Origin of the sequence: Kitasatospora sp. MAP12-44, assembly GCF_029892095.1 — a bacterium.
In the GTDB taxonomy this organism is placed as follows: Bacteria; Actinomycetota; Actinomycetes; order Streptomycetales; family Streptomycetaceae; genus Kitasatospora.
Genome location: NZ_JARZAE010000004.1, coordinates 3,773,894 through 3,794,518, shown reverse-complemented (window position 1 = coordinate 3,794,518; position 20,625 = coordinate 3,773,894). Strand labels below are relative to the sequence as shown.

The 20,625-nt window shown below is 70.4% G+C and carries 19 protein-coding genes; 15 read left to right on the top strand and 4 right to left on the bottom strand.

All coding sequences use genetic code 11. From position 1 onward, the window contains the following. The first annotated feature begins 374 nt into the window (after positions 1–374). The 11 genes from P3T34_RS17660 (at position 375) to P3T34_RS17610 (ending at position 9,831) form a co-directional block, all read left to right on the top strand. Complete coding sequence (locus P3T34_RS17660; protein WP_280666988.1) at positions 375–1,163, top strand: site-specific DNA-methyltransferase; 789 nt, start codon at positions 375–377, stop codon at positions 1,161–1,163. A gap of 162 nt (positions 1,164–1,325) precedes the next feature. Continuing rightward, positions 1,326–2,087 carry a hypothetical protein gene (locus P3T34_RS17655; RefSeq protein WP_280666987.1) on the top strand — a complete coding sequence of 254 codons (762 nt, stop codon included), beginning with the start codon at positions 1,326–1,328 and terminating at the stop codon, positions 2,085–2,087. Next, positions 2,032–3,036, top strand: coding sequence for a DUF317 domain-containing protein (locus P3T34_RS17650; protein ID WP_280666986.1), 1,005 nt, complete (start codon positions 2,032–2,034; stop codon positions 3,034–3,036). Before P3T34_RS17655 ends, P3T34_RS17650 begins: the two co-directional genes overlap by 56 nt. 428 nt (positions 3,037–3,464) lie before the next feature. Next, entirely contained in the window at positions 3,465–4,868 is a 1,404-nt protein-coding gene (locus tag P3T34_RS17645; RefSeq protein ID WP_280666985.1) for a DUF317 domain-containing protein, read from the top strand. Between the two features lie 243 nt (positions 4,869–5,111). Continuing rightward, the gene (locus P3T34_RS17640) at positions 5,112–5,636 is read left to right on the top strand and encodes a hypothetical protein (protein ID WP_280666984.1); all 525 of its coding nucleotides are present in this window, start codon (positions 5,112–5,114) and stop codon (positions 5,634–5,636) included. Positions 5,637–5,904: 268 nt separating this feature from the next. Next, complete coding sequence (locus tag P3T34_RS17635; RefSeq protein WP_280666983.1) at positions 5,905–6,624, top strand: DUF317 domain-containing protein; 720 nt, start codon at positions 5,905–5,907, stop codon at positions 6,622–6,624. Continuing rightward, positions 6,621–7,292, top strand: a complete 672-nt coding sequence (locus tag P3T34_RS17630) for a hypothetical protein (RefSeq protein ID WP_280666982.1) — start codon at positions 6,621–6,623, stop codon at positions 7,290–7,292. Before P3T34_RS17635 ends, P3T34_RS17630 begins: the two co-directional genes overlap by 4 nt. Further along, positions 7,289–7,552, top strand: coding sequence for a hypothetical protein (locus tag P3T34_RS17625; RefSeq protein ID WP_280666981.1), 264 nt, complete (start codon positions 7,289–7,291; stop codon positions 7,550–7,552). The genes P3T34_RS17630 and P3T34_RS17625 overlap by 4 nt, the downstream gene beginning before the upstream one ends. A gap of 53 nt (positions 7,553–7,605) precedes the next feature. Then, the gene (locus tag P3T34_RS17620) at positions 7,606–8,061 is read left to right on the top strand and encodes a hypothetical protein (protein ID WP_280666980.1); all 456 of its coding nucleotides are present in this window, start codon (positions 7,606–7,608) and stop codon (positions 8,059–8,061) included. Further along, on the top strand, positions 8,058–8,756 hold the full coding sequence (locus tag P3T34_RS17615; RefSeq protein ID WP_280666979.1) for a hypothetical protein: 699 nt from the start codon (positions 8,058–8,060) through the stop codon (positions 8,754–8,756). Before P3T34_RS17620 ends, P3T34_RS17615 begins: the two co-directional genes overlap by 4 nt. Before the next feature lie 199 nt (positions 8,757–8,955). Then, on the top strand, positions 8,956–9,831 hold the full coding sequence (locus P3T34_RS17610; RefSeq protein ID WP_280666978.1) for a hypothetical protein: 876 nt from the start codon (positions 8,956–8,958) through the stop codon (positions 9,829–9,831). 140 nt (positions 9,832–9,971) lie between these two features. Here the strand turns inward: P3T34_RS17610 and P3T34_RS17605 are convergent, their stop codons facing one another. Further along, on the bottom strand, positions 9,972–10,889 hold the full coding sequence (locus P3T34_RS17605; protein WP_280666977.1) for a DUF5655 domain-containing protein: 918 nt from the start codon (positions 10,887–10,889) through the stop codon (positions 9,972–9,974). A 473-nt stretch (positions 10,890–11,362) separates the two neighbouring features. Between P3T34_RS17605 and P3T34_RS17600 the strand changes: the two genes are divergently transcribed. Beyond that, positions 11,363–12,211, top strand: coding sequence for a hypothetical protein (locus P3T34_RS17600; RefSeq protein ID WP_280666976.1), 849 nt, complete (start codon positions 11,363–11,365; stop codon positions 12,209–12,211). Between the two features lie 33 nt (positions 12,212–12,244). Here the strand turns inward: P3T34_RS17600 and P3T34_RS17595 are convergent, their stop codons facing one another. Continuing rightward, positions 12,245–13,207: an ATP-dependent DNA ligase gene (locus tag P3T34_RS17595; RefSeq protein ID WP_280666975.1), complete on the bottom strand. Its 963-nt coding sequence runs from the start codon at positions 13,205–13,207 to the stop codon at positions 12,245–12,247. A gap of 1,150 nt (positions 13,208–14,357) precedes the next feature. On the opposite strand from P3T34_RS17595, the gene P3T34_RS17590 reads away from it, so the two are divergent. Beyond that, positions 14,358–14,693 carry a hypothetical protein gene (locus P3T34_RS17590; protein ID WP_280666974.1) on the top strand — a complete coding sequence of 112 codons (336 nt, stop codon included), beginning with the start codon at positions 14,358–14,360 and terminating at the stop codon, positions 14,691–14,693. Between the two features lie 554 nt (positions 14,694–15,247). Then, positions 15,248–16,963, top strand: coding sequence for a proline--tRNA ligase (locus P3T34_RS17585; RefSeq protein WP_280666973.1), 1,716 nt, complete (start codon positions 15,248–15,250; stop codon positions 16,961–16,963). A 65-nt stretch (positions 16,964–17,028) separates the two neighbouring features. On the opposite strand, the gene P3T34_RS17580 is transcribed toward P3T34_RS17585, so the two are convergent. After that, entirely contained in the window at positions 17,029–17,970 is a 942-nt protein-coding gene (locus P3T34_RS17580) for an alpha/beta fold hydrolase (RefSeq protein WP_280666972.1), read from the bottom strand. A 294-nt stretch (positions 17,971–18,264) separates the two neighbouring features. Between P3T34_RS17580 and P3T34_RS17575 the strand changes: the two genes are divergently transcribed. Beyond that, positions 18,265–19,893 carry a protein kinase gene (locus tag P3T34_RS17575; protein WP_280666971.1) on the top strand — a complete coding sequence of 543 codons (1,629 nt, stop codon included), beginning with the start codon at positions 18,265–18,267 and terminating at the stop codon, positions 19,891–19,893. A 7-nt stretch (positions 19,894–19,900) separates the two neighbouring features. Here the strand turns inward: P3T34_RS17575 and P3T34_RS17570 are convergent, their stop codons facing one another. Continuing rightward, a complete protein-coding gene (locus P3T34_RS17570; RefSeq protein WP_280666970.1) occupies positions 19,901–20,572 on the bottom strand; it encodes a MerR family transcriptional regulator in 672 nt (223 codons plus the stop codon). Positions 20,573–20,625 lie beyond the last annotated feature (53 nt).

Below are 20,625 nucleotides of genomic sequence, written 5' to 3'. Positions count from 1 at the left end.
CGATGACGTTAGATCCGGGGCCGGCCGTTTTCCAAAAAACCGGCCCTGCCCGTCTCGCAGGGGTCACTTCCTGGCGGTGTTCGACGACGGTAGGGCTCCCTGCGGCCGTTTTCCAAAAAATCCGGCCGGGTCGGACTTCCGTCTCGTCGTCGACAGGGCAAGACGCTACGCAGCAGGGCGGCCGTTTTCCAAAAAATCCGCAGCGACCGGTGCGTGCCGTCCATTTTTTGGAAAACGGCCGGTGCTGCCCTTAGCGTCCCTTTCCGCAGCTGCCGCATCCCGGGATCCCGCCTGGTGGATGGCCGCTGCGCGATGCCCGTCGAGACCACGACCGACGCGGCCGGACCCGCCCCCTACCGGAGGACCTCTCCCTCTTGACCTCTTACACCCTCTATCAGGGCGACGCCCTGACCCGCCTTGCCGCACTCGACTCCGCGAGCGTGGACACCGTCATCACCGACCCGCCCTACAACTCGGGCGGTACGACCGCCAAGGAGCGCACTACCCGCTCGGCCCGCGAGAAGTACACCACCGCGGGATCCCAGCACGACCTCGCCGACTTCCCCGGCGAGAACAAGGACCAAAGGTCGTACGGTTTTTGGGTGACGCAGCTGATGACGGAGGCGTACCGCGTCACCAAGCCCGGCGGCATGGCCCTGCTGTTCACGGATTGGCGCCAGTTCCCGATCACGAGCGATGCGCTGCAGGCCGGCGGCTGGATCTGGCGCGGCGCGATCAGCTGGCACAAGCCCCAGGCCCGGCCGCAGAAGGGCAGGTTCACCCAGAACTGTGAGTACATTCTGTGGGGCAGCAAGGGTGCGATCGACGGCTCGCGCAACCCCGTGTACCTGCCGGGCCTGCTCTCCGCCAGCCAGCCGTCAGGGTCGAAGCGGCAGCACATCACGCAGAAGCCGGTCGAGGTGATGCGTGAGCTGGTCAAGATCTGCCCGCCGGGCGGCACCATCCTGGACTTCTGCGCGGGCTCGGGCTCCACGGGTGTGGCGGCGCTCCTGGAGAACCGTTCCTTCGTCGGGATCGAAATGACCCCTCACTATGCGGCGGTCGCCGAGCAGCGGCTGCGCGAGGCCCAACTCGCCGCGCAGCAGATCGCCGACGGCACCGCCGACCCGGCCGCCGAGGACGAACGGCCGGACGCCTCCTGAATCCGCCCCCGCGCCGGGCCGCCCGCCACGGGTGGCCCGGCCCACCCCGGACTCACCGGCACGGACCCTCACAACAGCCCACCGAACGGCCTCCACCTCCACCCCGGACGCCGGCACCTCGACCCGGAGACCCTGCTGTACTACGCCCCGTTCACCGACATCGTGTCCGACCTGGACCTCGACGAACTGGACCCCGCCGACGAGCACACCTCCCGCGTCATCTCGCGGCTGGCCGACTGGGAGGACCCCTGCATCGCGCTGGCCAGCTACGACCAGCCTCGCCCCCAGCAGCCGGGCAGGTCAGACCACTTCTACCTCGCCCACGACGAACAGATGGCGGTGCAGGGCAAGCCGTTCTTCCTCGGCGTCCACCTGGAGTGCGACGTGAACGCGCGGCTGGTGCGCGCCGCCGTGCGCGAGGAAGCGATGCCGGTCCTTGCCGAGGCGTGGCTCATCGCACGTGGCGCCGACCCCGACCGGCTGCGAGAGCGCATTCGGGGCAGCGAGTTTGATGCCGCCGACGCCGAAACCGAGGCGGCGGAAGACTTGCTGCGGCACTCCGGCACGCGCTTCGACGTCCACGACTCGGCGTCATCAGCCGACGCGTCGTACGTGACCTGGGTGATCGCCACCGACAGCGAAGCCCCCGACCCCGCCCGGCCCGTGGCCGTCTTCGTCGGGCGCAGGCAGGCCGACAACGAGACGTACACCCTCCGGTTCGGGCACTTCGACAACATCGAGGACGCCTACACCTGGACCCGCGACCCCAACGCCCCACTGCCGAAGCCCGGCCGCCCCGGCGAAGCCCGCGCCGACGCCGCCCGCCTCGACCGCCGGCCGAGCGCTCCTCGTGGGCCCGCCGGTCTCGGTGACCAGCCCGCGTACCCGCCTGCCGCCGGGCCGCACCGACCACGCGAGCGCTGACCAGGCGGCCGGCGGCAGCCGCTCCCTGCAGCTAGACACCTTCGCGAAAGGCTCGCCCCTGACCCCGCGCATCTTCACCGACGACATCGTGCACACCCAGGACTGGTACGACGCGGACCACATGGTCCACGTCACCCCGCGCCACCTGGCCGGTGCCGAGCACGGCATCGACACCGTCCTGCAAGCGATCCCGAAGGCGTACGGCTGGTACACCCACAGCAGCGAGGACCGCGACTTCACCGCCTTCGCCTCGCCGTGCGAGCGGATCCGGCTGGGCTTCCGCAACGAGTACGACGACCCCTGGCAGCTCGTCGCCCGCAGCGACGCCTACTCCGGGGGCCTGGCCGACTGGCAGATCGCCTTCGGCTGGCAGACCCCGCCGGAGCTGGTCGCCGCAGCTCTCGACGAGGTCGCCGCAGCCCTGGCCGAGGACGACGAGCGCGCGTTTACCTGCGGCGGCTCGGGGTTGCGGGTCCTGTTCCCCTTCGCCCAGCAGGACTGGACGGAGACCGTCACCGCCAGCACGTACACCTTCACCTCGCCCGACGGCCTCGCCACTGCACGCCTACGCCTCACCGACCCCCCGCTGCACCAGGACGGCCCGTGGCATAGCCCTTACCTCCTCGTCAGCTGCACGACGGGCGAATCCCTGACGAGCTGGGAGGCCCGGTTCACCGCCAACACCCCGCTGCGGATCCTGACTGCCTTCACCGCCGCTGCCGCCAGCCCCGAACCGCTGCTGCGCAACAGCACCTACCTCGGACAGGAGATGACGGCCCGGCTGACCGTGACCCCGCTTGCCCCGGCCCCCGTCCGGCGCGCAGCTGCGGCAGCCGGGGCGAGCCCGGCCCTGGCAGCAGCGGGCCCTGCGGCGAAAGTCATCGTCAGCGGCCCCCCGCTGAGCACTGTACCCTCCGCCGATTCCCACGCCATCTTCCACCGCCGTTGAGGAGGACCGTGCCGACGTACAACTCCGCCGACCTGCCGCCGCCGAGGACCCGCCCGTGATCTTCGTTCCACGACCTTCACCGGAGCGGAGAACTCGAGCCCGCGGCGCTCCGCCAGGCCATCGGATACTACCTCGACATCTACGTCGATCCGCCGCACGCCTCCACGCCGGAACACTCCGACTCGCTGAGCGCCAAGCGCGGCAACGCAGTTCGAGCGGCACGGACGACGACGCAACCGGCGGCCTGGACACCCCGCAGCTCCCTGCCCCGCGCACCCGCTGAACCCGGATCCCGATTCACAGCCTGACCGGACCGCGCCGGGCCAGCAACGGCCGACACCCCGGAACCCACCGCCGCGACCAGGCGCCGCACCCGCCCGCCAACCTTCGTACCCGCAACCCACAACGGAGAGACCATCCCAACCGCAGTGCCGTACACCGACGATGACCTTCGCGCAGCGGCAGCCGAGCACTGCGCGGCTGCTCTGGAGCACGTCGACCTGCCCGAGCATGTCGTCGAACATCTCGAAGACCAGGTCATCCCCAGCTCGAAGGGGTACAACCCCCGGACCTGGGGTTCCCTGCCCGAAGCACAGCGAGACCTCGCCTACGAGCTGGCCACCGACCTGGTCCTGGACGCCGCCTGGCGCGCCGAACAACTCGTCGGGCACATACCGGCCCCCGACGCGCCGCGCGTCGCCAGCCCCACCACGACGCCCATCCTGACGCCACTGGCCGAACTGCCCTTCACCAGCGACGACATCCTCACCGCGGCCGTCCGCGTGGCTGCCAAGCAGATCGCGTGGGCCAGCGACGACGCCTCCGACATCTGGGCCACCATGGACGGCCAGTTCATCCAGAGCACCCTCGGCAACCCGGTCACCGCCCGCAAGTGGAGCACCCTGCCGCAGGATCAGCGGGAGCCAGTCGAGGTCCGCGTCTACGAGCTGCTCTACGAAGCCCGCGACCTCGTCGGCACCCTGTTCGCCCCGGAGCCGCGACCCGCCCCCATCGCGAACGTCGCGCCGCCGTTCCTCGCCGGTCCCGGCCACAATCCGATGCTGCCCGGCCAGCCGTTGCAGCTCGCCGCCTGGATCCGAGCCGAACGAGAGGGCGCTACCCGCTACACCAGCCCGTGCGGACGCGTGCGCGCCGAAGCCCGAACGACCGACACCAGCACTGGCACTGATACGACCTGGACAACCAGCTGCCACGCCCTGCTCACCGGCAGGGAAATCTGGCACGCCCAGTTCGACCCCCAGACCCCGCCGGAGATCGTCGCCGCTCTCCACACCGCCATCGCCACCCAGTTGGCGACTGCCCCGCGAGCGCTGTTCGACCCGTCCACACCTCCGGACGCCGGCCTGGCGCCGCTACGCACGGCCGGATGGTTCGCCGAAACCGTCCCGGGCTACATCGCCTGGACCGAACCGAGCGCCGAGATCGCAACGATCGGCCGGTGCACCGACCCGGGCAGCCTCGCCGCCGGAAAGAGTGACGACTGGGTCCTCAGCGGTGGAGTCCTCGGTCCTGGCCCCAAGGAAGGCTGGTACGCCCAGCTCTCCGCCCGCATACCCGCCGAATTGCTTGCCGCAGTCACCGGAGCGGTAGCCGACCGCACCCCTGTGGAACGGCTCGGCCGGGACCTCACCGACGAGCACCTCATCTATCTCGACGTCCAGCCACTGAACACGGTCGGCAAGACGCAGGCTCCGGCGCCCACCCGCGCTGGCGCCGCCGCCCTGCGCACGGCAGTCACGCAGCCCTCTGCGGCGCAGCCGCTCCACCACGCCGACAGCGGGCGGCCGGAACCAGCCAGACGTGGTCGCTGACCGCAGCCCAGGCGGCTGACGACCACACACGCGACTCGGCACCGAGCCGCTGACCGCGATCACCACCGCGCCCGACGACGCGAGGAGACCTCCCTGCCGGACTTCGAGTTCCACTGCTGGACGCTGACCGGTCCGCGGCAGCCTGCGCCCGCAGCACCCTAGCCGCCCCGGTCAAGGAGCCCGCAGTCCAACCGAGCCTGCCCCGGCAGCCGCTAACCGCCTCTCCCTTCCCGCAGGAGCACCATGGCCACCGACCAGACGACCGTCCTCGGCATCCTCGCGCCGCTCGCCGATGGGACCACCGCCGGCCACCAGCAGGTCGCGCGCCGCGACGACCTGCTCATCACCGCACAGCTGGCCAACGGCAGGCACGCGGAGACCTACCGCGGCGTCCACGTGCGGGTCGTGCTGCGACCCAGCGGCGTGGAACTGGGCGCCAACACCTTCGACTTCGACTCCTACCGCACCATCCCGCAGCGATCCCCGGGACAGATGCACAGCGACCTGGACCGTCTGGCCGAGTTGAACAGGAGTGGGCGCCTGCAACCCGGGCCGATCCGGGAGGCTATCGGCGAGTACCTCGCGCTCTTCGCGGACACAACGCCGCAGCCGGCCGCCGCCCGCTCGCGCGTGCGGATCAACTCGCGGGCCCAGTCCGCCCGGACCTCCTCGGCCACCACGTCCACGACCGCGCAGACAGCCCCGATCACACCCGCAGTCACCGCCGCCTCGCTCCCGCCGGCCGCCCGGCGCGGCAGCAGGACCTGACCGTTCAAAGCGGCTCGCGTCAGGCCCCGCCTCCAGCGAAGCCAGCCCAGCAGCACCAACCGTAAGGAACGGACCTCTGCCCAGCCCGCCCATCCAGCCGCAACTCGGGGAAGAGGCCGAGGGCCTCGTCCGGATCGCGCCGGCCTACCTCGCCGGCCCCGCCGAGGACTACCTCAGCCCCCTGCACCCCCTCCTGGAGGTCGGCGCCGTCCTGACCAACGACGGCGCCGGAAACTCCTACCTCGCCACCCCCGACCACCGAGTGCGCTTGGCCAGCGTCGCCGAGGGCGGCCTGCGGCGCTGGAAGGTCGCGGTGGCCCAGGACCCGTTCGCCGGCCACGTGACGTGGTCGGGCCACTTCACCGCGCTGACGCCTAGCGAGTTCATGACCTCGCTGGCGACAACACTCGCTCAGTTGTGGACCGCCGACGCCCTGAAGTACGACTACGACCACGACATGGACGACGTGTACGAGCCCCTGACCACCGCCGGGTGGCGGCGGACCTCCGAACGGTTCGCCGATCTGGCCGTGATGAGTTCGCCCGTAGGCGACGCCAGGATCAACTGGAAGCACTCCCTCACCCTCGGCCAAGGAACCTACCTCGGCAACGACGAGACGTGGACCTTCGCGGCCGGGGTACCGGGCGGTGACCGCTGGTACGGGCACCTGTCGCGGGTCACACCGGTGCCGATCCTCGCCGCCCTCACCACGGCCATGGCCACCTCGGAGCCGGTCGAGCGACGCTCCTCCTCACTCACCCACGCCGCCCGCCAAGCGGCCAGGATCACCGTCATCCCCGCCCCCGGCCATCACCTGACAGCCGGTTCCGACCCGGACCGCCCCGCCGGGGCCCGCACGGAACGCGCTCATGCCGCGCGCGGCCGAAGCACCAGCCTCCCCGTTTCGGCCGCCACCCCGTCACAGTGCCGCCTAGAGAGGACGATGCCATCCCCGCATTCACCTTCACCGCCCTGCCCAGCGCCGTGACCCTGGTCGTGGATGCCCCCAGTTTCGATGAGGCCCTCGCCCGTGCCCAGGATCTCGATTCCTGTTCCTACGACCTGTCGTCGCTGGGCCGCCTGGGAATCCGCATCGACGAGCTGGGGTTCGGCGACCCGGAGATCGAGCCGACTGAGCCGCACGAGCCCGACGAGGTGGCCTTGGCCGAACAGACCCGCTCTGCCGCCGAGGACGACCTGATGGAGTACGGCCTCGCGTCCGTCCTCGCCCGCCACGGCAAGCAGGCGCCCCCATCCTCCGGTGAGAGCATCAACAACTGGGCCACCTTGGTTTCTTGGACTGACGGGCCGGTGGAGTTCGCTGGCGTCGTCTCGCAGGTCGTCGACCACGACGACGGTGCGCTCGCCCAGCTGCACCGGTTCCTGGAGTACGCCGAGAACCGGCTGTGGGAGCGCCACGACAACGACCGGGCCACGAAGTTCGCGGAGGCCAGGAAGCTGCTGGAGGAGATCGGCGACGACCTGGCGCGCACGGCCACCGAGATGCTCACGCCACCCTCCCGACCGCGCCAAGCAGCAGTTGTCCGCTCCAACCGCCTGCCCGCCCTCACCCGCACTGCGCCGAACACACCACTGGCCGCACAGCAGACCACGCTCGTGCCCCCGGCTGCAGCCAGTAACCAGCACACCCGATGACGCCGCAGCCCCAGGCCGCCAGCGACAACCCGGCCACAGCCGAAGGAGAGAACATCACCACACCCCCACTCGCCGGTGTCCAGGCAGCACCCCGTCGGCTGGCGGGCCCCGGCCGGTCGACCGCCGACGCCGATTCAGCCGTGCGCCCCCGGCTCCTGTCCCCGGCCTCGTCGCTGATGGTGCAGGTCCTGCGCGCCGAGTCCCCGCCGGTGCCCGCGCCGATCGTGCCCCCGTGCACTGCCGAGACCAGCCGCACCTGACGCACCTGACGCACGTCAGGTCGGCTCCCGCCCCGCCAAGACCAGGAGCTCCCTTGCCCACCCCCACTGTCCCTACCACGCCCACCAGTCCGGACGAGCTGCGCGACGGCATCATCGCCGCCGACGCTGTGCATCGGATCGGCTATTCCCTCCACTGCAGCAGGTCGGCCGCATCCACCTCGGCGGCGCTCGACGCGCTCCTTCCCATGCTCAACGAACTTGAGGAGCAGCTCGACTTCGCCAACCAGGCCGTCGGAGAGGACGTTGGTCTGAGTCTCGACGACATCGCCAAGGGCTTCGGCGCCGCCACGGCGACAACGGCCCAGCTACGCGCCGACGTCGAGCGACTCTCCCGACAGCTCGCCCGCCCCGAGCCCGCCGCCGTAGGCCGCGCGCCCCGTGTCGAGGCGGCACACCGACGAACCGCCGAATGGCCGACGTTCCCGACGCGCCCCCCAGAAGCCGAGGCTGCCATCGCCCAGGCCCGCATTACCGGGCTGTCGCGGTGACCCCGGCACAGGACCAGATCAGCATCCATCCGGGCCTGCACGGCGTTGTCCAGGTTACCGGTGCCGGACCGGCGGCCCTCGAGGTGATCGCCCCGCTCGGCTTCCGAGCCCCGCTCAAAGGACCAGGCCCGGTACGCCTGAACTCGCTGGATGGTCCGGCGCAGCAGAAGGCCGTCGCGGGCCAGGCCGCCCGCCGCCTGCGCGAGGCCGGCCACCATGTCGACCTCCACCCGGCGCTTCACACCTCAGAGCGCGGTGAACGCGCCATGGAGATGCTGGCCGGCATCAGCGCCAGACTCGCCGAACTGCAGGCACTGGCCGAAGAGACAGAGCATCCGGGTGAGCTGGCTGACCTCCTAGGCCAGCTCACCATGGGGCAGGGAAACGCGATGGACGCACTGGAACAGATGCTGCGCGCCTGCGCACAGGCTGTCCGTACGACCACCGACCCCGGGCAGCACGACCTGATCGGCCGGATCACTGCCGATGCGGGCCGCATCGGGGAGAGCAGCGCCGGTCTCGCCCGGTGGTCCTCCGCCCTGCGCACCATCGACATCCACGCCGGTAACCGCCGGCGCGCCGCAACAGCCTCATCGCCCTGGGCTGATGCGTCACTCGGGCGGCCCAGCACCCACTCCTACCCCGGACCGACTCCCGCGAACGCAGTTGCTGCTCCCACCCGCCGCCCGGTGTGAATGCCTGCCAGGAGACGTCCTACGTGCCAGCTCGGCCCACCATCACGATCCGCCGCTCTCCCGACGCCGGCGTCACGACAGGAGGCGGGGGCTCCCCCCGCCAGGCGGCCATCGCCGCCAGTTCAACGGCACCAACCAGCACACCGCCCGCCGCCACCGCTCGACGGACCGACGACGGCAACCCCACCCCAAGGACCCTGTGACCGCACCGGCTGGCAACACGCTGGAGCTGGGCCTCGCCCAGCTCGCCCGCATCAGCCAACATCCCAGCGCCACCGCACGGCTGATCATCCGAGGACTGCTCGACACCCCAGGAACCGAGAACGCGCTCGCGCCCGCACTCACCAGGTCTGATCTACGCCCCGCAGCACTGGAGGTCGCCCGCGCCCTGGTCGAGCGCCGCATCGACGTCGGTGAACCGTGGACCCACGCCGCTGCCGACTGGCTCAGCAAGGCCGACTCCGACTGGCGCACATCGGCCCGCTTCTGCAACGACCTCGCCTGGTACGCCCGTCGGCGCGGCAACAGCGCCAGCATCTACCTCACCAGCGCAGACCACCTGACGAGGCCGGGAACGGACCATGTCCACGCACAGGCCCTCGTCCACCTGCAACTGGCGGCCCTGCGCTACGACTTCCGCTGCCGGAGCATCCAGCAGCTCCTCGACCAGGTTCCTGAATCACGCCGTGCTCACTGGGATCCGTACACCCGAGCCCTGCGAGCCTTCGCCCTCCTCGGCCAGTCCAACCCGGATGGGCTGAACGTGATGCAGCACAGCCTCGACGAGGCCGGCGACAACCCGCAGGTCTGCCACGCGCTCCTGCATGGTCTGTGGCTCGGCGACGCCCTGCCCGGCCAAGCCGAGCAGATCCTGCGGCTGGCCGCTCGATCCATCTTCGCCGACGACGACCCGGTGATGCTCTTCCGCGCCGCCAGCGCGCTTCGCATGCTCGGACGCCGCCACGAGGCACTGGCCACGGTCGAGAACGCGATGGAGGCGCTCGCGCCGAACGCGCCGGAGTTCCACGCAGACCTCGTGCGCGAGCGGACCCTGATCACGTCTCTTCCCCGATAGCACTGCGGCTGGTGCCGACCTCGGAAGTCCGCCGGTCGGTGCCCAGCACTCGGCGTGGGCACCACTCGGCCCTCGGCGGTGGCAACACGAAGGCCGGCGGTGGACGCTTCTGAGTCCGCCGCCGGCCTCCGCGATTCGCGCTACGCGGCGTAACTGGCCTCGAACAGCTCGCCCGCGCGAGCGAGATCCTCCACCGACTTGATCCGCACCTCCAGGTCGCCCGTGCCGTGGTGCCCGATCTCGCGTACGTTACGGGTCCAGCCGTCGACCAGCTCCACTGCGGACGGGTCAACCTTCAGGAAGACCAGCAGCGTGTGCTCACGCGGGAGCACCTTCACGCACGCGATGTTGCCCGAGCGCCGGTAGGCGAAGTACAGCTGCAAGGGAACGCTGTGGACATCGCCCAGCGCCAGCAGCCGAGCGTCCAGGTCGGCATACAGGTCCTGCAACGACTGCGGGGCCTGTGCGAGGACCTCCGTCACGGTCTTCGTCTTGCCGACCGAACGCGAGCTGTCGGCCGAACCGGGCACGCTGGACGACGCATCGGCCGTCCCGGCAACCGAGACCAGCGTCTCCAGCGCAAGGACCCCGTCGTTGAAGCTCGTGTACCGGACCAGGTCCACCCGCCGGCCGATCTCCTGAACAGCGTGCGCGTCGTAACGCGTGAAGTCGCCCGCGATGCACACGACCCGAGGGCTACTCCAATCAACGCGGGCAGAGACATCGGCACCGAGCCTCTTCGCCACGAGCGCCTCGAACTCCGACTTATGGTCCCTCAACCAGGCCAAATAATAGAGCCCTTGAGTAACAATGCTCTCACCACGGGCACGCTTGTACTCCACGACGACAGGAGAAAAGTCCTCGTCCAGACCCAACGAGTCGATCCGCCCGGCATGCCGTGCGCCCGTGTAGTACTCCGACGCTAGAAACCGCACGCCGAGCAGACGCTCCATATTCCGCTCGATATACGTCTGGATATGCCGCTCCAGAGCAACCGTGGAACCCGCCAGCTCGACAGCCTCGCCATCGACATCCTTGAACAGCTTCAGACCAGCCACCGCAGCTCCCCCCTCGTACCACCGATCCGCCACCTGCGAGGATCGAGCCGCACAGCATATGTGCACACCAGCTAGAGCGAAAGGCTTTGTTGCGCTTATCACCTTTATCGGCAGATGGGAATAGGCTCGGAGCGGCTCTCCGCAATCCGCCACATCGCATGATCTGACTGATAGAAAGTGGCTGAGTCGGAGGCTCGACTGCCAACGCGTCCGGCTCCAACCACGCCGACTCGCAGTCGCTGAAGCTGACGGTGCATCATGGTCCGATGGACGAGCACCTGACCGAAGACGAGACCCAAGACCTTCTCGAACCCGGTGACGACGGACGGCCGGACTGGGCTGATGAGGACGAATACGAGTTCTCCCCACGCTGCTGACCCAGACCAGCTCGCGGCGGTACCCGCGCACGGACGTACTGACCTTCCGCGGGAAAATCCGAGCAGTCGATCGCTCCGGGGGCCAAGATCTTGGTCATGAGCGACAACTTGCCAGACGACTGGTCACCAGCGGACAACCCGTACGCAATCGCGGTCTCGGAGGCGAACTGGTTGCGGGCCACCGTCGCCTTGGCCGTCCAGCGCATGCACGGTGACGACAGCCAGGTCGGTTGGTTCAGCTCTCGCCAGATCGACGCGCGCACGCTGGTCGTCGCCCTGCGCCAGCTGCTCGCGGCGGTGAAGCTCGAACAGATCGCCCTCGCGGACCTGAGCATGGACCCGGCCGTGGGCGAGGCACTCGCCCAGGCCCAGCAGCGCTTCGAGGCCGCGCTGCCCGACATCAAGCACGTCCGCGACGGCCTGACCCACTTCGAGGACTGGGCACGCGGCGAAGGCAAGTTCGGACCGCAAGCCGCAGCTCGCAAGGCCGGGAACGCGCCACGCGACGTCGCCCGCGACTTCTGGAGCTTCGGCTACGACCCTGCTGCCGATGCCGTCACCATGGGGCCGTTCACCATCCCGGTCAGCGCGGCACTCCCCGCCGCCAGTGAGCTGTGCGCCGCGATCTACTCCGCGGCACGCGCGGTCGACCAGAGGAGCACAGCCGAGATCCGCAGCTGGACCGTCCAGGCGCTCACCAGCGCCGCGATCCCCTGCGACCCGCCGCAGGGGCCGGTCCTGGTCTCCCCGGGCAACGACACGCGAATCTGGGTGTCCTTCAACCTCAGCACGGTCCCGGAGTCCGGGCGCACGGAGCTGGCCGCGAAGGTGGTCGCAGCGGTTGCTGGGGCCGGCCTGCGGCTCACGTCGCAGAGCTTCCCGCAGGCCGAAGACATGGCCGAGCGCTTGGTCGTTGGTGAGGCCCTGCGGGTGGAACGCATCTGACTCGCTCGCTGGCTGCTTCCGTGATCCGCCCATTCACAGGGCCGTGCGCGGCGGCGTGACCTGGTCCGCCGTCAGGTCGCCCCGCACACGGAGCACGCGCGGCCGGTGGCGATAGCGCCCGAATTCGAGCTTCTGGTCGACCTCGATCTCCACCACGACGTCCGGGTGGACTGGAAGATAGGAGACCTGTGGCGCGCCTGGAAGGCCACCCAGCGTGCCCGGTAGCTCCACTAGTTCGCCGCCGACCGGGCGAAGCAGCGGTGCGAGCTCGGCGCGCAGTGTCTGGCCCAGGGGGAGGCTGACCCCGACCGGGCGCAGTTGGCCGCGGGTATTCGGCTGTGCGAGGACTGCGGCCTGGCCAGCTGGCGTGGAGCCGGGAGTGATGCCGACGACGACCGCGTCCACCGAATGGTGAACACGGAACTTGAGCCAATTCGAGGCGTAGCCCGGCCTGTAGCGAGAGCCAGTGGGCTTGAGGACGCAGCCTTCGACACCACCGCCGAGGGCACCGAACCACCGGCGGGCCTCGTCCAGGTCGCTGGTGATGGGCAGCGGCTGGACCCCTAGTGGGGCGCCTTCGAGGAGTCCCAGCAAGCGGGCGTGGCGCTCGAGATGAGGACGGTCCCGAAGGTCGGTGTCGCCTGCGGATAGGGCGTCGAACGCGGCGAACTGGGCGGCGAACCCGGCGCCGGCCTTCGGTCCCTTGCCGGAGCGGGTCTGCAAAAGACCGAACGACAACTCTCCTGTGGGCAGGACAGCGACCAGCTCGCCGTCCAAGACAGAGGGCGGAAGGAACTGGGCGGCTTCGGCGATGTCCGCGAAAGCCTTGGTCAAGTCCTTGCCGTGCCGGCTGAACACGCGCGGCTCAGGGCCAGTCAGCAGGATGGCGCGCCATCCGTCGACCTTGGCCTGGGCCGACAGCCCTTCGGCGCTGGCGGGTAGCCGGGTGATCGGCCGTGCCAGCGCCACCTCAATCGGGAGTTCGAACGGCGGCACACCACCTGTCATACCCGGAAGCGGGCACTGTGACCTGCGACGACACCAGTAGTTCGATGACTCTGGCACTTGAAACGAACAGGTGTTCGATTACGATAGAGAGGTGAACATCGCCATCCCGTTCTCCCGCCCTCGCCGCCCGCACCAGCTGCCAGGGGATGCGGTCTACGCGCCGCACGAGCTGATGAGCGGCCCCGGTCGCAGCTGGGTTGCGGAGGCGCGCTGGTCGCGGGTCGACATCCGCATCGGCGGCAAGTGGCGACCGGCCCATCTGGAGCGCTGGCGGCTCCGCCAGGGCAGCACGCGTTGGGTGGCCTTGGTCCGCTGGGGCGAGGGACTCCCGGATCGTGCGTGGGTTGTCTACGACCCGGCCACAGTCCGCCAAGCCCCCCGGCCAGCCCAAATGTCTTCTGTCGGGTCTGCAACGCGGCCGACCGTGTGCCCACCCGTCCCGTAGTCGGCGACTTCCCGGATGCGGTCGGTGCCGTCGTCCCGCATGGTCGACGTATGGGCTCGATCATCGTTCTCTTCGAGCTGGAACCGGACCAGGAGATCGGTCCTGACGGTGTCGAGCCAATGGTTCTCCTCGTACACGCGGCCGGCGCTGATCCTGACGCGCCCGAAGACCCCCTTCCGCGGACTCTGTGTGGCCTGGATACGGACGCTATGGAACACAGCCACTACCGGCCAGCCCGACCGGGAGAGCCCTGGTACCCGCCGCAGTTGTACGACCGACGCTGCCGGCACTGCGAGCAGGCGCTGAGGAACTCGTGAAGGTGGGTGCGACTTCCGGAGTCGCATGCCACTCAGGAAGCCCGTGGACGCCCGCGGCCGGGTTCACTAGCCGTGGCGCAGCTCGAGACCGGCGGACATGCTGAGCGGGGACCTGAAGCCGATCACCCACCGAGTCCATTCGCGCGGTCGCCGTGCCAGCGCCACCTCGATCGGGAGCGGAATCGCGTCATACGCCGCTTACGTACGAGGGCACTGCGACTGTGCCGAGCCAGGCTGGAGGGTGATTCCGTCGGACAAGGAGACCGCGAAAGTCTCTTGATCTTGTCCGCGAGTTGTCATACCAGCAGGTTAGGGTGGTTTCATGCCCATTTGGCAGTCGACCAACGGGCGGTGTGAAGAAGAGGACTGAGAACTGATGCCGGATAGCGTTCATGGCCGCCAGGAGGTCTGCCGCACGGCGGTCGGCCTTTTCGGTGGAGCCGCGTTGTGCATCCTGATGGCTGTCGGTACCGGTTCGCACTGGCTCGTGCTGCCCGCTGTCGGGCTGCTTGTCGGCGCGGTCGTGCTGGCCTACCGGATTCTGAATGGCCAGCGGTACGGCTACTGGGTCGCGTGGGCTGCGGCCACCGTGGTCAGCGTTCTCGTGGCGTGGGTCCAGCCTGACGGGCGTGTGCTGCAGCTCCCGTTGGCCTGCCTCACGGCGGTGGTTGCCGTGGTCTCCTTCATGCGTTGGTGCGCGCACCGACCGTGACCGGGACCACTGCGGTGCCCAGGCGGCCCCGGGGGCAAGGGCCTGGCACTGGTGTTCAGTGTCCCGGGCGGGCGCCGGTCGGCGGCGCTCAGGGGCGTGGGGGTGGCGGGCCCGAGGCCGCCGGAGACTGCACGACGCGCGCGACCACGACTGGTCACCGATGGGCACCATTCGGCACGGCAGTCACTCTGCGTAGTATTCAGCTGATTGGGAAGTGTGCCGATGTGTGCTCCAGGTGTGCCCGAGACTGCTGGGCACACCTGGGCACTGTCCGGTACTGTTGGGCACGCGAAGACCCCAGAAGACGGTCTGACCTGGGCAAACGTGCGATCCGTGGGCACTATTGGTCATCATCGGGCATGATCGCTGATGTACTCGTAATGCGTAGGTCTCGGGTTCGAATCCCGAAAGCGGCTCTCAGAAGGCCCAGGACTCACTCGCCGTGACCTGGGCTTTTTGCATGTCTGCGGCCCTCTGCGCGGGCCTGGGCAAAAGTCGGAACGGCTCTTCGTCACCGCTCCGTGCCTCCGGGCGCACGACAGAAAGACACTCAGATGCGCTGGTCCCAGATGTACGCCCCGACCCTGCGTGATGACCCGGCGGACGCGGACGCGGTGAGCCACCGGCTGCTCGTCCGGGCTGGTTTCGCACGCCAGTTGATGGCCGGGCACTACTCGCTGCTGCCGCTGGCTGTCCGGGTTCGGGCGAAGGTCATCGAGATCATCCGCGAGGAGATGGAGCGGATCGGCTCCCAGGAGTGGATCCTGCCCGCGATGCACCCGGCGGAGATCTGGCAGCGCTCGGGCCGCTGGGAGGTCATGGGCGACGAGATGTTCCGCCTCAAGGACCGCAAGGGTGCGGACCTCGCGCTGGGTATGACGCACGAGGAGATCTTCACCACGCTCGCCCAGGAGCTCGCCTCCTACAAGCAGTTGCCGCAGATGTGGTACCAGTTCCAGACCAAGTTCCGCGACGAGCCCCGCCCGAAGAGCGGTCTGCTGCGGGTGCGCGAGTTCACCATGAAGGACTCCTACAGCTTCGACCTTGACCAGGCCGGCCTGGACCGCTCCTTCGACCTGCACCGCGAGGCCTATGTGCGGATCTTCCAGCGCCTGGGCATCCCCGCCATCCCCGTGCAGGCGTCCAGCGGCGCGATGGGCGGCTCGGCCTCGGTCGAGTTCATGTCGCCCACCGAGGCCGGCGAGGACCTGGTCGCGCACTGCCCGGCCTGTGGCTACGCCGCCAATGTGGAGAAGGCCACCTCGGCGCTGCCGGCGATCGAGGACCCGGAGAGCCTGGCCGCGCCGGAGCGCTTCGACACCCCCGACGCCCGGACCATCGAGCAGCTGGCCACCAAGCACGGGGTGCCGGCCGAGCGCCAGATCAAGACCCTGGTGTACGTCGTCGACGACCAGCTCACGCTGGTGCTGGTCCGCGGCGACCACAGCCTGGTCGAGCAGAAGCTGCTCGATGTCACCGGCGCCCGCAACGCGCGCCCGGCGCAGCCGGAGGAGATCAAGGCGGCGCTGCAGGCCTCCCCGGGCAGCCTGGGCGCCGTCGGCGTGACCGGACTGACCGTGCTGGCCGACGAGGCGCTGCGCGGGCGCCGCGCGATGAGCACCGGCGCCAACGAGGACGGTGTCCACCTGCGCGGCGTCGACATCGAGCGGGACATCGCCGTCACCCGCTGGGCGGACTTCCGCGAGGTCGTCGCCGGTGAGGCCTGCCCGACCTGCGCGGCGCCGCTCACGGTGGTCCGCACGGTCGAGGTCGGCCACATCTTCAAGCTGGGCTACAAGTACACCGAGTCGCTGGACGTCAGCGTGCTCGGCGCGGACGGCACCCGGATCAAGCCGATCATGGGCAGCTACGGCATCGGCGTCGAGCGTTCCATCGCGGCGGTCGTCGAGTCGCACAACGACGAGAAGGGCATCGTCTGGCCGGTCTCGGTCGCGCCGTTCGAGGTCGTCATCGTGCCGATCGGCAAGGGCGACGAGGAGACCACCAAGGTCGTCGAGGGTCTCTACGAGCAGCTGCGCGCGGCTCGGGTGGACGTCGTCCTGGACGACCGCAACGAGCGCCCCGGGGTGAAGTTCGCGGACATCGAGCTGATCGGCATCCCGTTCCGGATCACCGTCGGCCCGCGCGGTCTGAAGGAGGGCGTGGTCGAGCTGGTCGCCCGCGCCGACGGCGAGACCGTGCAGGTCCCGATCGCGGAGGCGGCCGCGGCCGTGACGGCGCTGATCAACGAGGCTCGCCTCGCGGTCTGATCCCTGAACAGGCCAGTGGGCCCGGAACCGCGGTTCCGGGCCCACTGCGCTGTCCGGGGCCGGCGTCAGCCGGTCAGGTTGGCCAGGCAGGTGGCGTCGCCGACGTCGGCGGGGTCGAGGGCGTGGCGGATCTCGTGCTCGACCACCGGGTCGGTGGCCATCAGCACGTGGTCGGGGGCGTTGGCGGGGCAGAGGTCCTGGACGAGGACGTTGTGCACGTCGGGGCCGGTGAGGAACTGCGACTGGTAGGGCGTCACCACCTCGTCGTAGCGGGTCGCGATCACCCAGTACGTGACGCCGGGCAGCGTGTCGCCGTCCGCGTTGAGCCGGTTGAGGGTGTCCGAGCCGACGAGCTGGTCGGTGCAGGCGGGGCAGAGCGAGCCGACCACGGCCGCCGCGCCCGGGTACGACTGCGCGAGGGTGCTCAGGCCGTCGAGGGTGGTGCCGTGGTTGCTGGGTGCCAGGCCGACCAGGGTGTGCACCTTGGCCGCGCCGCCGTCGAACTTCAGGTAGTAACGCGGCATCATGCCGCCCTGGCTGTGGCCGACGATGTCGACCTGGCCGGCGCCGGTGGCCGCCAGCACGCCGTCCACGAAGGTGGACAGCTGCTGCGCGGAGTCCGCGACCGGGGCGATCGCGCGCAGCACGGGGACGTCGGGCTGCGCGCCGTAGGTGAGCGCGAAGACGCAGTACCCGTTGGCGGCCAGCGCCGGGGCGATGGTCAGCCAGTTGACCGAGCCGTTCGCGAAGGTGCCGTGGACCAGCACGACCGGCCGGGGGTGGGCGGAACTCGGCTTGCACGACCAGTCGTTGGCGCCCGGAACGAGCGGCGCGGCGAGCGCCTGGGCGGCGGCGATCGGGTCCGGTTGCGCGGCCGCCTGGGCCCGCGCGGGGGCGGCGGCGCCGACCAGGGCGGCGGCCAGCAGCGTGCAGCCGGTGACGAGCGCGGCGAGCCGGCGACCGCGCGGCGCGGTCACCGCCTGTGCGGGCAGCGTGGATTGGGGCATGGCAGTCCTCCAGGGTGGGGGGAGGTACGCGCGAGGTGTGATGGGGGTCACACCTGGTACTCGCGGGTAAGTTACTGCCGGGTCTGTGCCTTGGCCAGACGCCGCGCGCGAAGTGGCACCCCTTCGGGGGTATCGTGCCCGAACTGCCGTGCGGCCAGCGCCCGTACGGACCAGCGGCCGGTGGCCGCCGGGCGTCGGCGTCGCCCCGCTGACGGGCGGCCGGGGGCGATGCCGGATCATGGCGCGGGTGCCGGGGGCGATGCCCGGCCCACGGAGTGTGAGGAGCGGGACCAGGTGATCGGACGTGCGCTGAACGGCCGCTACGAACTCGTCGGCATGCTGGGCGTCGGTGGCATGGCCACCGTCTACGAGGGCGTCGACCGGGTGCTCGGCCGCCCGGTGGCGGTCAAGGTGCTCAATGGCGGCCTGGCCGAGGACCCGCGGTTCGCCGAGCGGTTCGGCCGCGAGGCGCAGCACGCGGCGATGCTGGTGCACCCGCGGATCGCGATGGTCTTCGACTCGGGCATGGACCAGGGCTCCCCGTACATCGTCATGGAGTTGATCCGCGGCCGGTCGCTCGGCTCGCTGCTGGCCGAGAACGGGCCGCTGCCGGTGGAGCGCGCGGTCGGGATCGCCTCGGCGGTCTGCGAGGCGCTGGAGGTGGCGCACGCCGCCGGCCTGGTGCACCGGGACATCAAGCCCGGGAACATCATGATCACGGATGACGGCGGGGTGAAGGTCGTCGACTTCGGCATCGCCCGCGCCAGCGCGTCGGGCCAGCAGCTGACCCAGACCGCCACGGTGCTCGGCACCGCCGCCTACCTGTCGCCCGAGCAGGCCACCGCCGCCGAGGTGGACGGCCGGACCGACCTCTACGCGCTGGGCTGCGTGCTGGTGGAGATGCTCACCGGGCAGCCGCCGTTCACCGCCGAGACGCCGGTCGCCATCGCGTTCAAGCAGGTGACGGAGGAGCCCGTCCCGGTCTCCCATCGACGGCCCGAGGTGCCGCCCGCGCTGGACCTGGTGACCCTGCGGATGCTGGCGAAGCGACCGGCGGACCGCCCGCTGAATGCGGCAGCCGCCCGGGCCGAGCTGCTGGCGGCGATACCCGTCCCGGGCGCGCTGGACCGTACGTCCGAACTGCTCACCGGCGCCATCGCCGACGCGGGTGGCGGTGCCCGGACGACCGTGCTGCCGGCCACCCCGTACCCGCAGGCGTACCAGGAGCCGCCGCCGTACCAGGGTGTCGGCGCGCCCACCTCGGTGATGGCGCCGCTGCCCGCGTACCCGGCCGAGGCGCCCGCCCGGCGCAGACCGAGCCGCGGCCGTGCCGTGCTGATCGGCGCGGGGGTGCTGGCCGGGGTCGGGGTGCTGGCCGCGGTGGCCTTCTCCGGGTCGGGCGGCGGACAGCCCGCCAAGCACCCGGCCGGTGCGTCGACTCCGGTGCAGGCAGCGCCGGGTGCGAACAGCGCGGCCCCCACGCCGGCCGTGCAGTCGACGCCCCCCGCAGCGTCCGCCTCGGCTCGGCCGGCTCCATCGGCCGCGCTCGCCGCGCTGAGCGCCGAGGTGGCCCAGGCGCAGCTGCCGGGCGACCGGCAGGCGGCGCTGCTCAAGACCCTCGACGCTGCCTCGGCGGCGATCTCGGCCGGCCGGCAGCCGGTGGCGGTGCTGCAGCTGAAGTCGGCCCAGCGCCAGGTGCGCGACCTGTCGAAGAAGCACGCGGTGGACGGCGCGACGGCCGCCTCATGGCAGCACCAACTCGACTCGATCATCAGCTCGTTGGGGAACGGCGGAGCCAACGGCACCCCTGCTGCTGACAATGCCGGCGCCGACGGGACCGGCGTCGGAAGCAGCGACGGGAGCACCGACGGCAGCAGCGGCTATGTCGACGGCGGAAGCAGCGACTACGGATGGAACAACTGACGATCCGTCAGAGCGTTTCGAAGGCCCGCCGCGAGGCGTCCTCCCGGGCGAGGCGGTGCATGGTGGCGAGCAGCGCGTCGCCCAGGACGGTGCCCAGGACCGCCCCCTCGACCAGGCGGTCCACCGAGACCGGGCGGGTCGGGTGGCCTGGGCTGCGCGGGTGGCTTGGGCTGGTCGAACCGATCGCGGCGAGTTCGAGGGCGGCCAGCCGCTCGGCGGCCGCGGCGTAGTCGTTCAGCATGGCGAGCAGTCCGCTCTGCCCCAACTCGTTCAGTGTGAGCAGCAGATGGGCCAGTGCGGTGCCGGCCGGCCCGTCCGGCTCCACCAGCCATCCGCGCCCGCGCAGCCAGGCCGAGGCCTCCGCGACGGCCCGCTGCCACTGCGGCCCCTCGCAGTCGCCCGGCGGCGGCGTGATCGCCCGCTGCACGACGCCCAGGGTCTCGTGCAGCGACACCTCGGGCGCGTCGATCGCGGCCAGCACGTCCCGGGCCGCCGCGATCGAGAGCCGGCCGGTCTCCAGCAGGGCCCTGATCAACTTCAGCCGGTGCAGGTGCCGTTCGCCGTACTGCGCCTGGTTGGGGCAGGTCAGCTCGCCGGGCGGCAGCAGGCCCTCGCGCAGGTAGTACTTGATGGTGGGCACCGGGACGCCGGCCCGGTTGCTCAGTTCCCCGACGCGCATGGTTCCGGCGCTCCTCTCCCACCCGTGATCGGCGGTTGCCGACAGCCTAGGGC

Bases quoted from the DNA above. Each gene is read 5' to 3' on its own strand.
- P3T34_RS17640 (WP_280666984.1), top strand. From the start codon at position 5,112: ATGGCCACCGACCAGACGACCGTCCTCGGCATCCTCGCGCCGCTCGCC.
- P3T34_RS17625 (WP_280666981.1), top strand. From the start codon at position 7,289: ATGACGCCGCAGCCCCAGGCCGCCAGCGACAACCCGGCCACAGCCGAA.
- P3T34_RS17600 (WP_280666976.1), top strand. From the start codon at position 11,363: ATGAGCGACAACTTGCCAGACGACTGGTCACCAGCGGACAACCCGTAC.
- P3T34_RS17590 (WP_280666974.1), top strand. From the start codon at position 14,358: ATGCCGGATAGCGTTCATGGCCGCCAGGAGGTCTGCCGCACGGCGGTC.
- P3T34_RS17585 (WP_280666973.1), top strand. From the start codon at position 15,248: ATGCGCTGGTCCCAGATGTACGCCCCGACCCTGCGTGATGACCCGGCG.
- P3T34_RS17580 (WP_280666972.1), bottom strand. From the start codon at position 17,970: ATGCCCCAATCCACGCTGCCCGCACAGGCGGTGACCGCGCCGCGCGGT.
- P3T34_RS17570 (WP_280666970.1), bottom strand. From the start codon at position 20,572: ATGCGCGTCGGGGAACTGAGCAACCGGGCCGGCGTCCCGGTGCCCACC.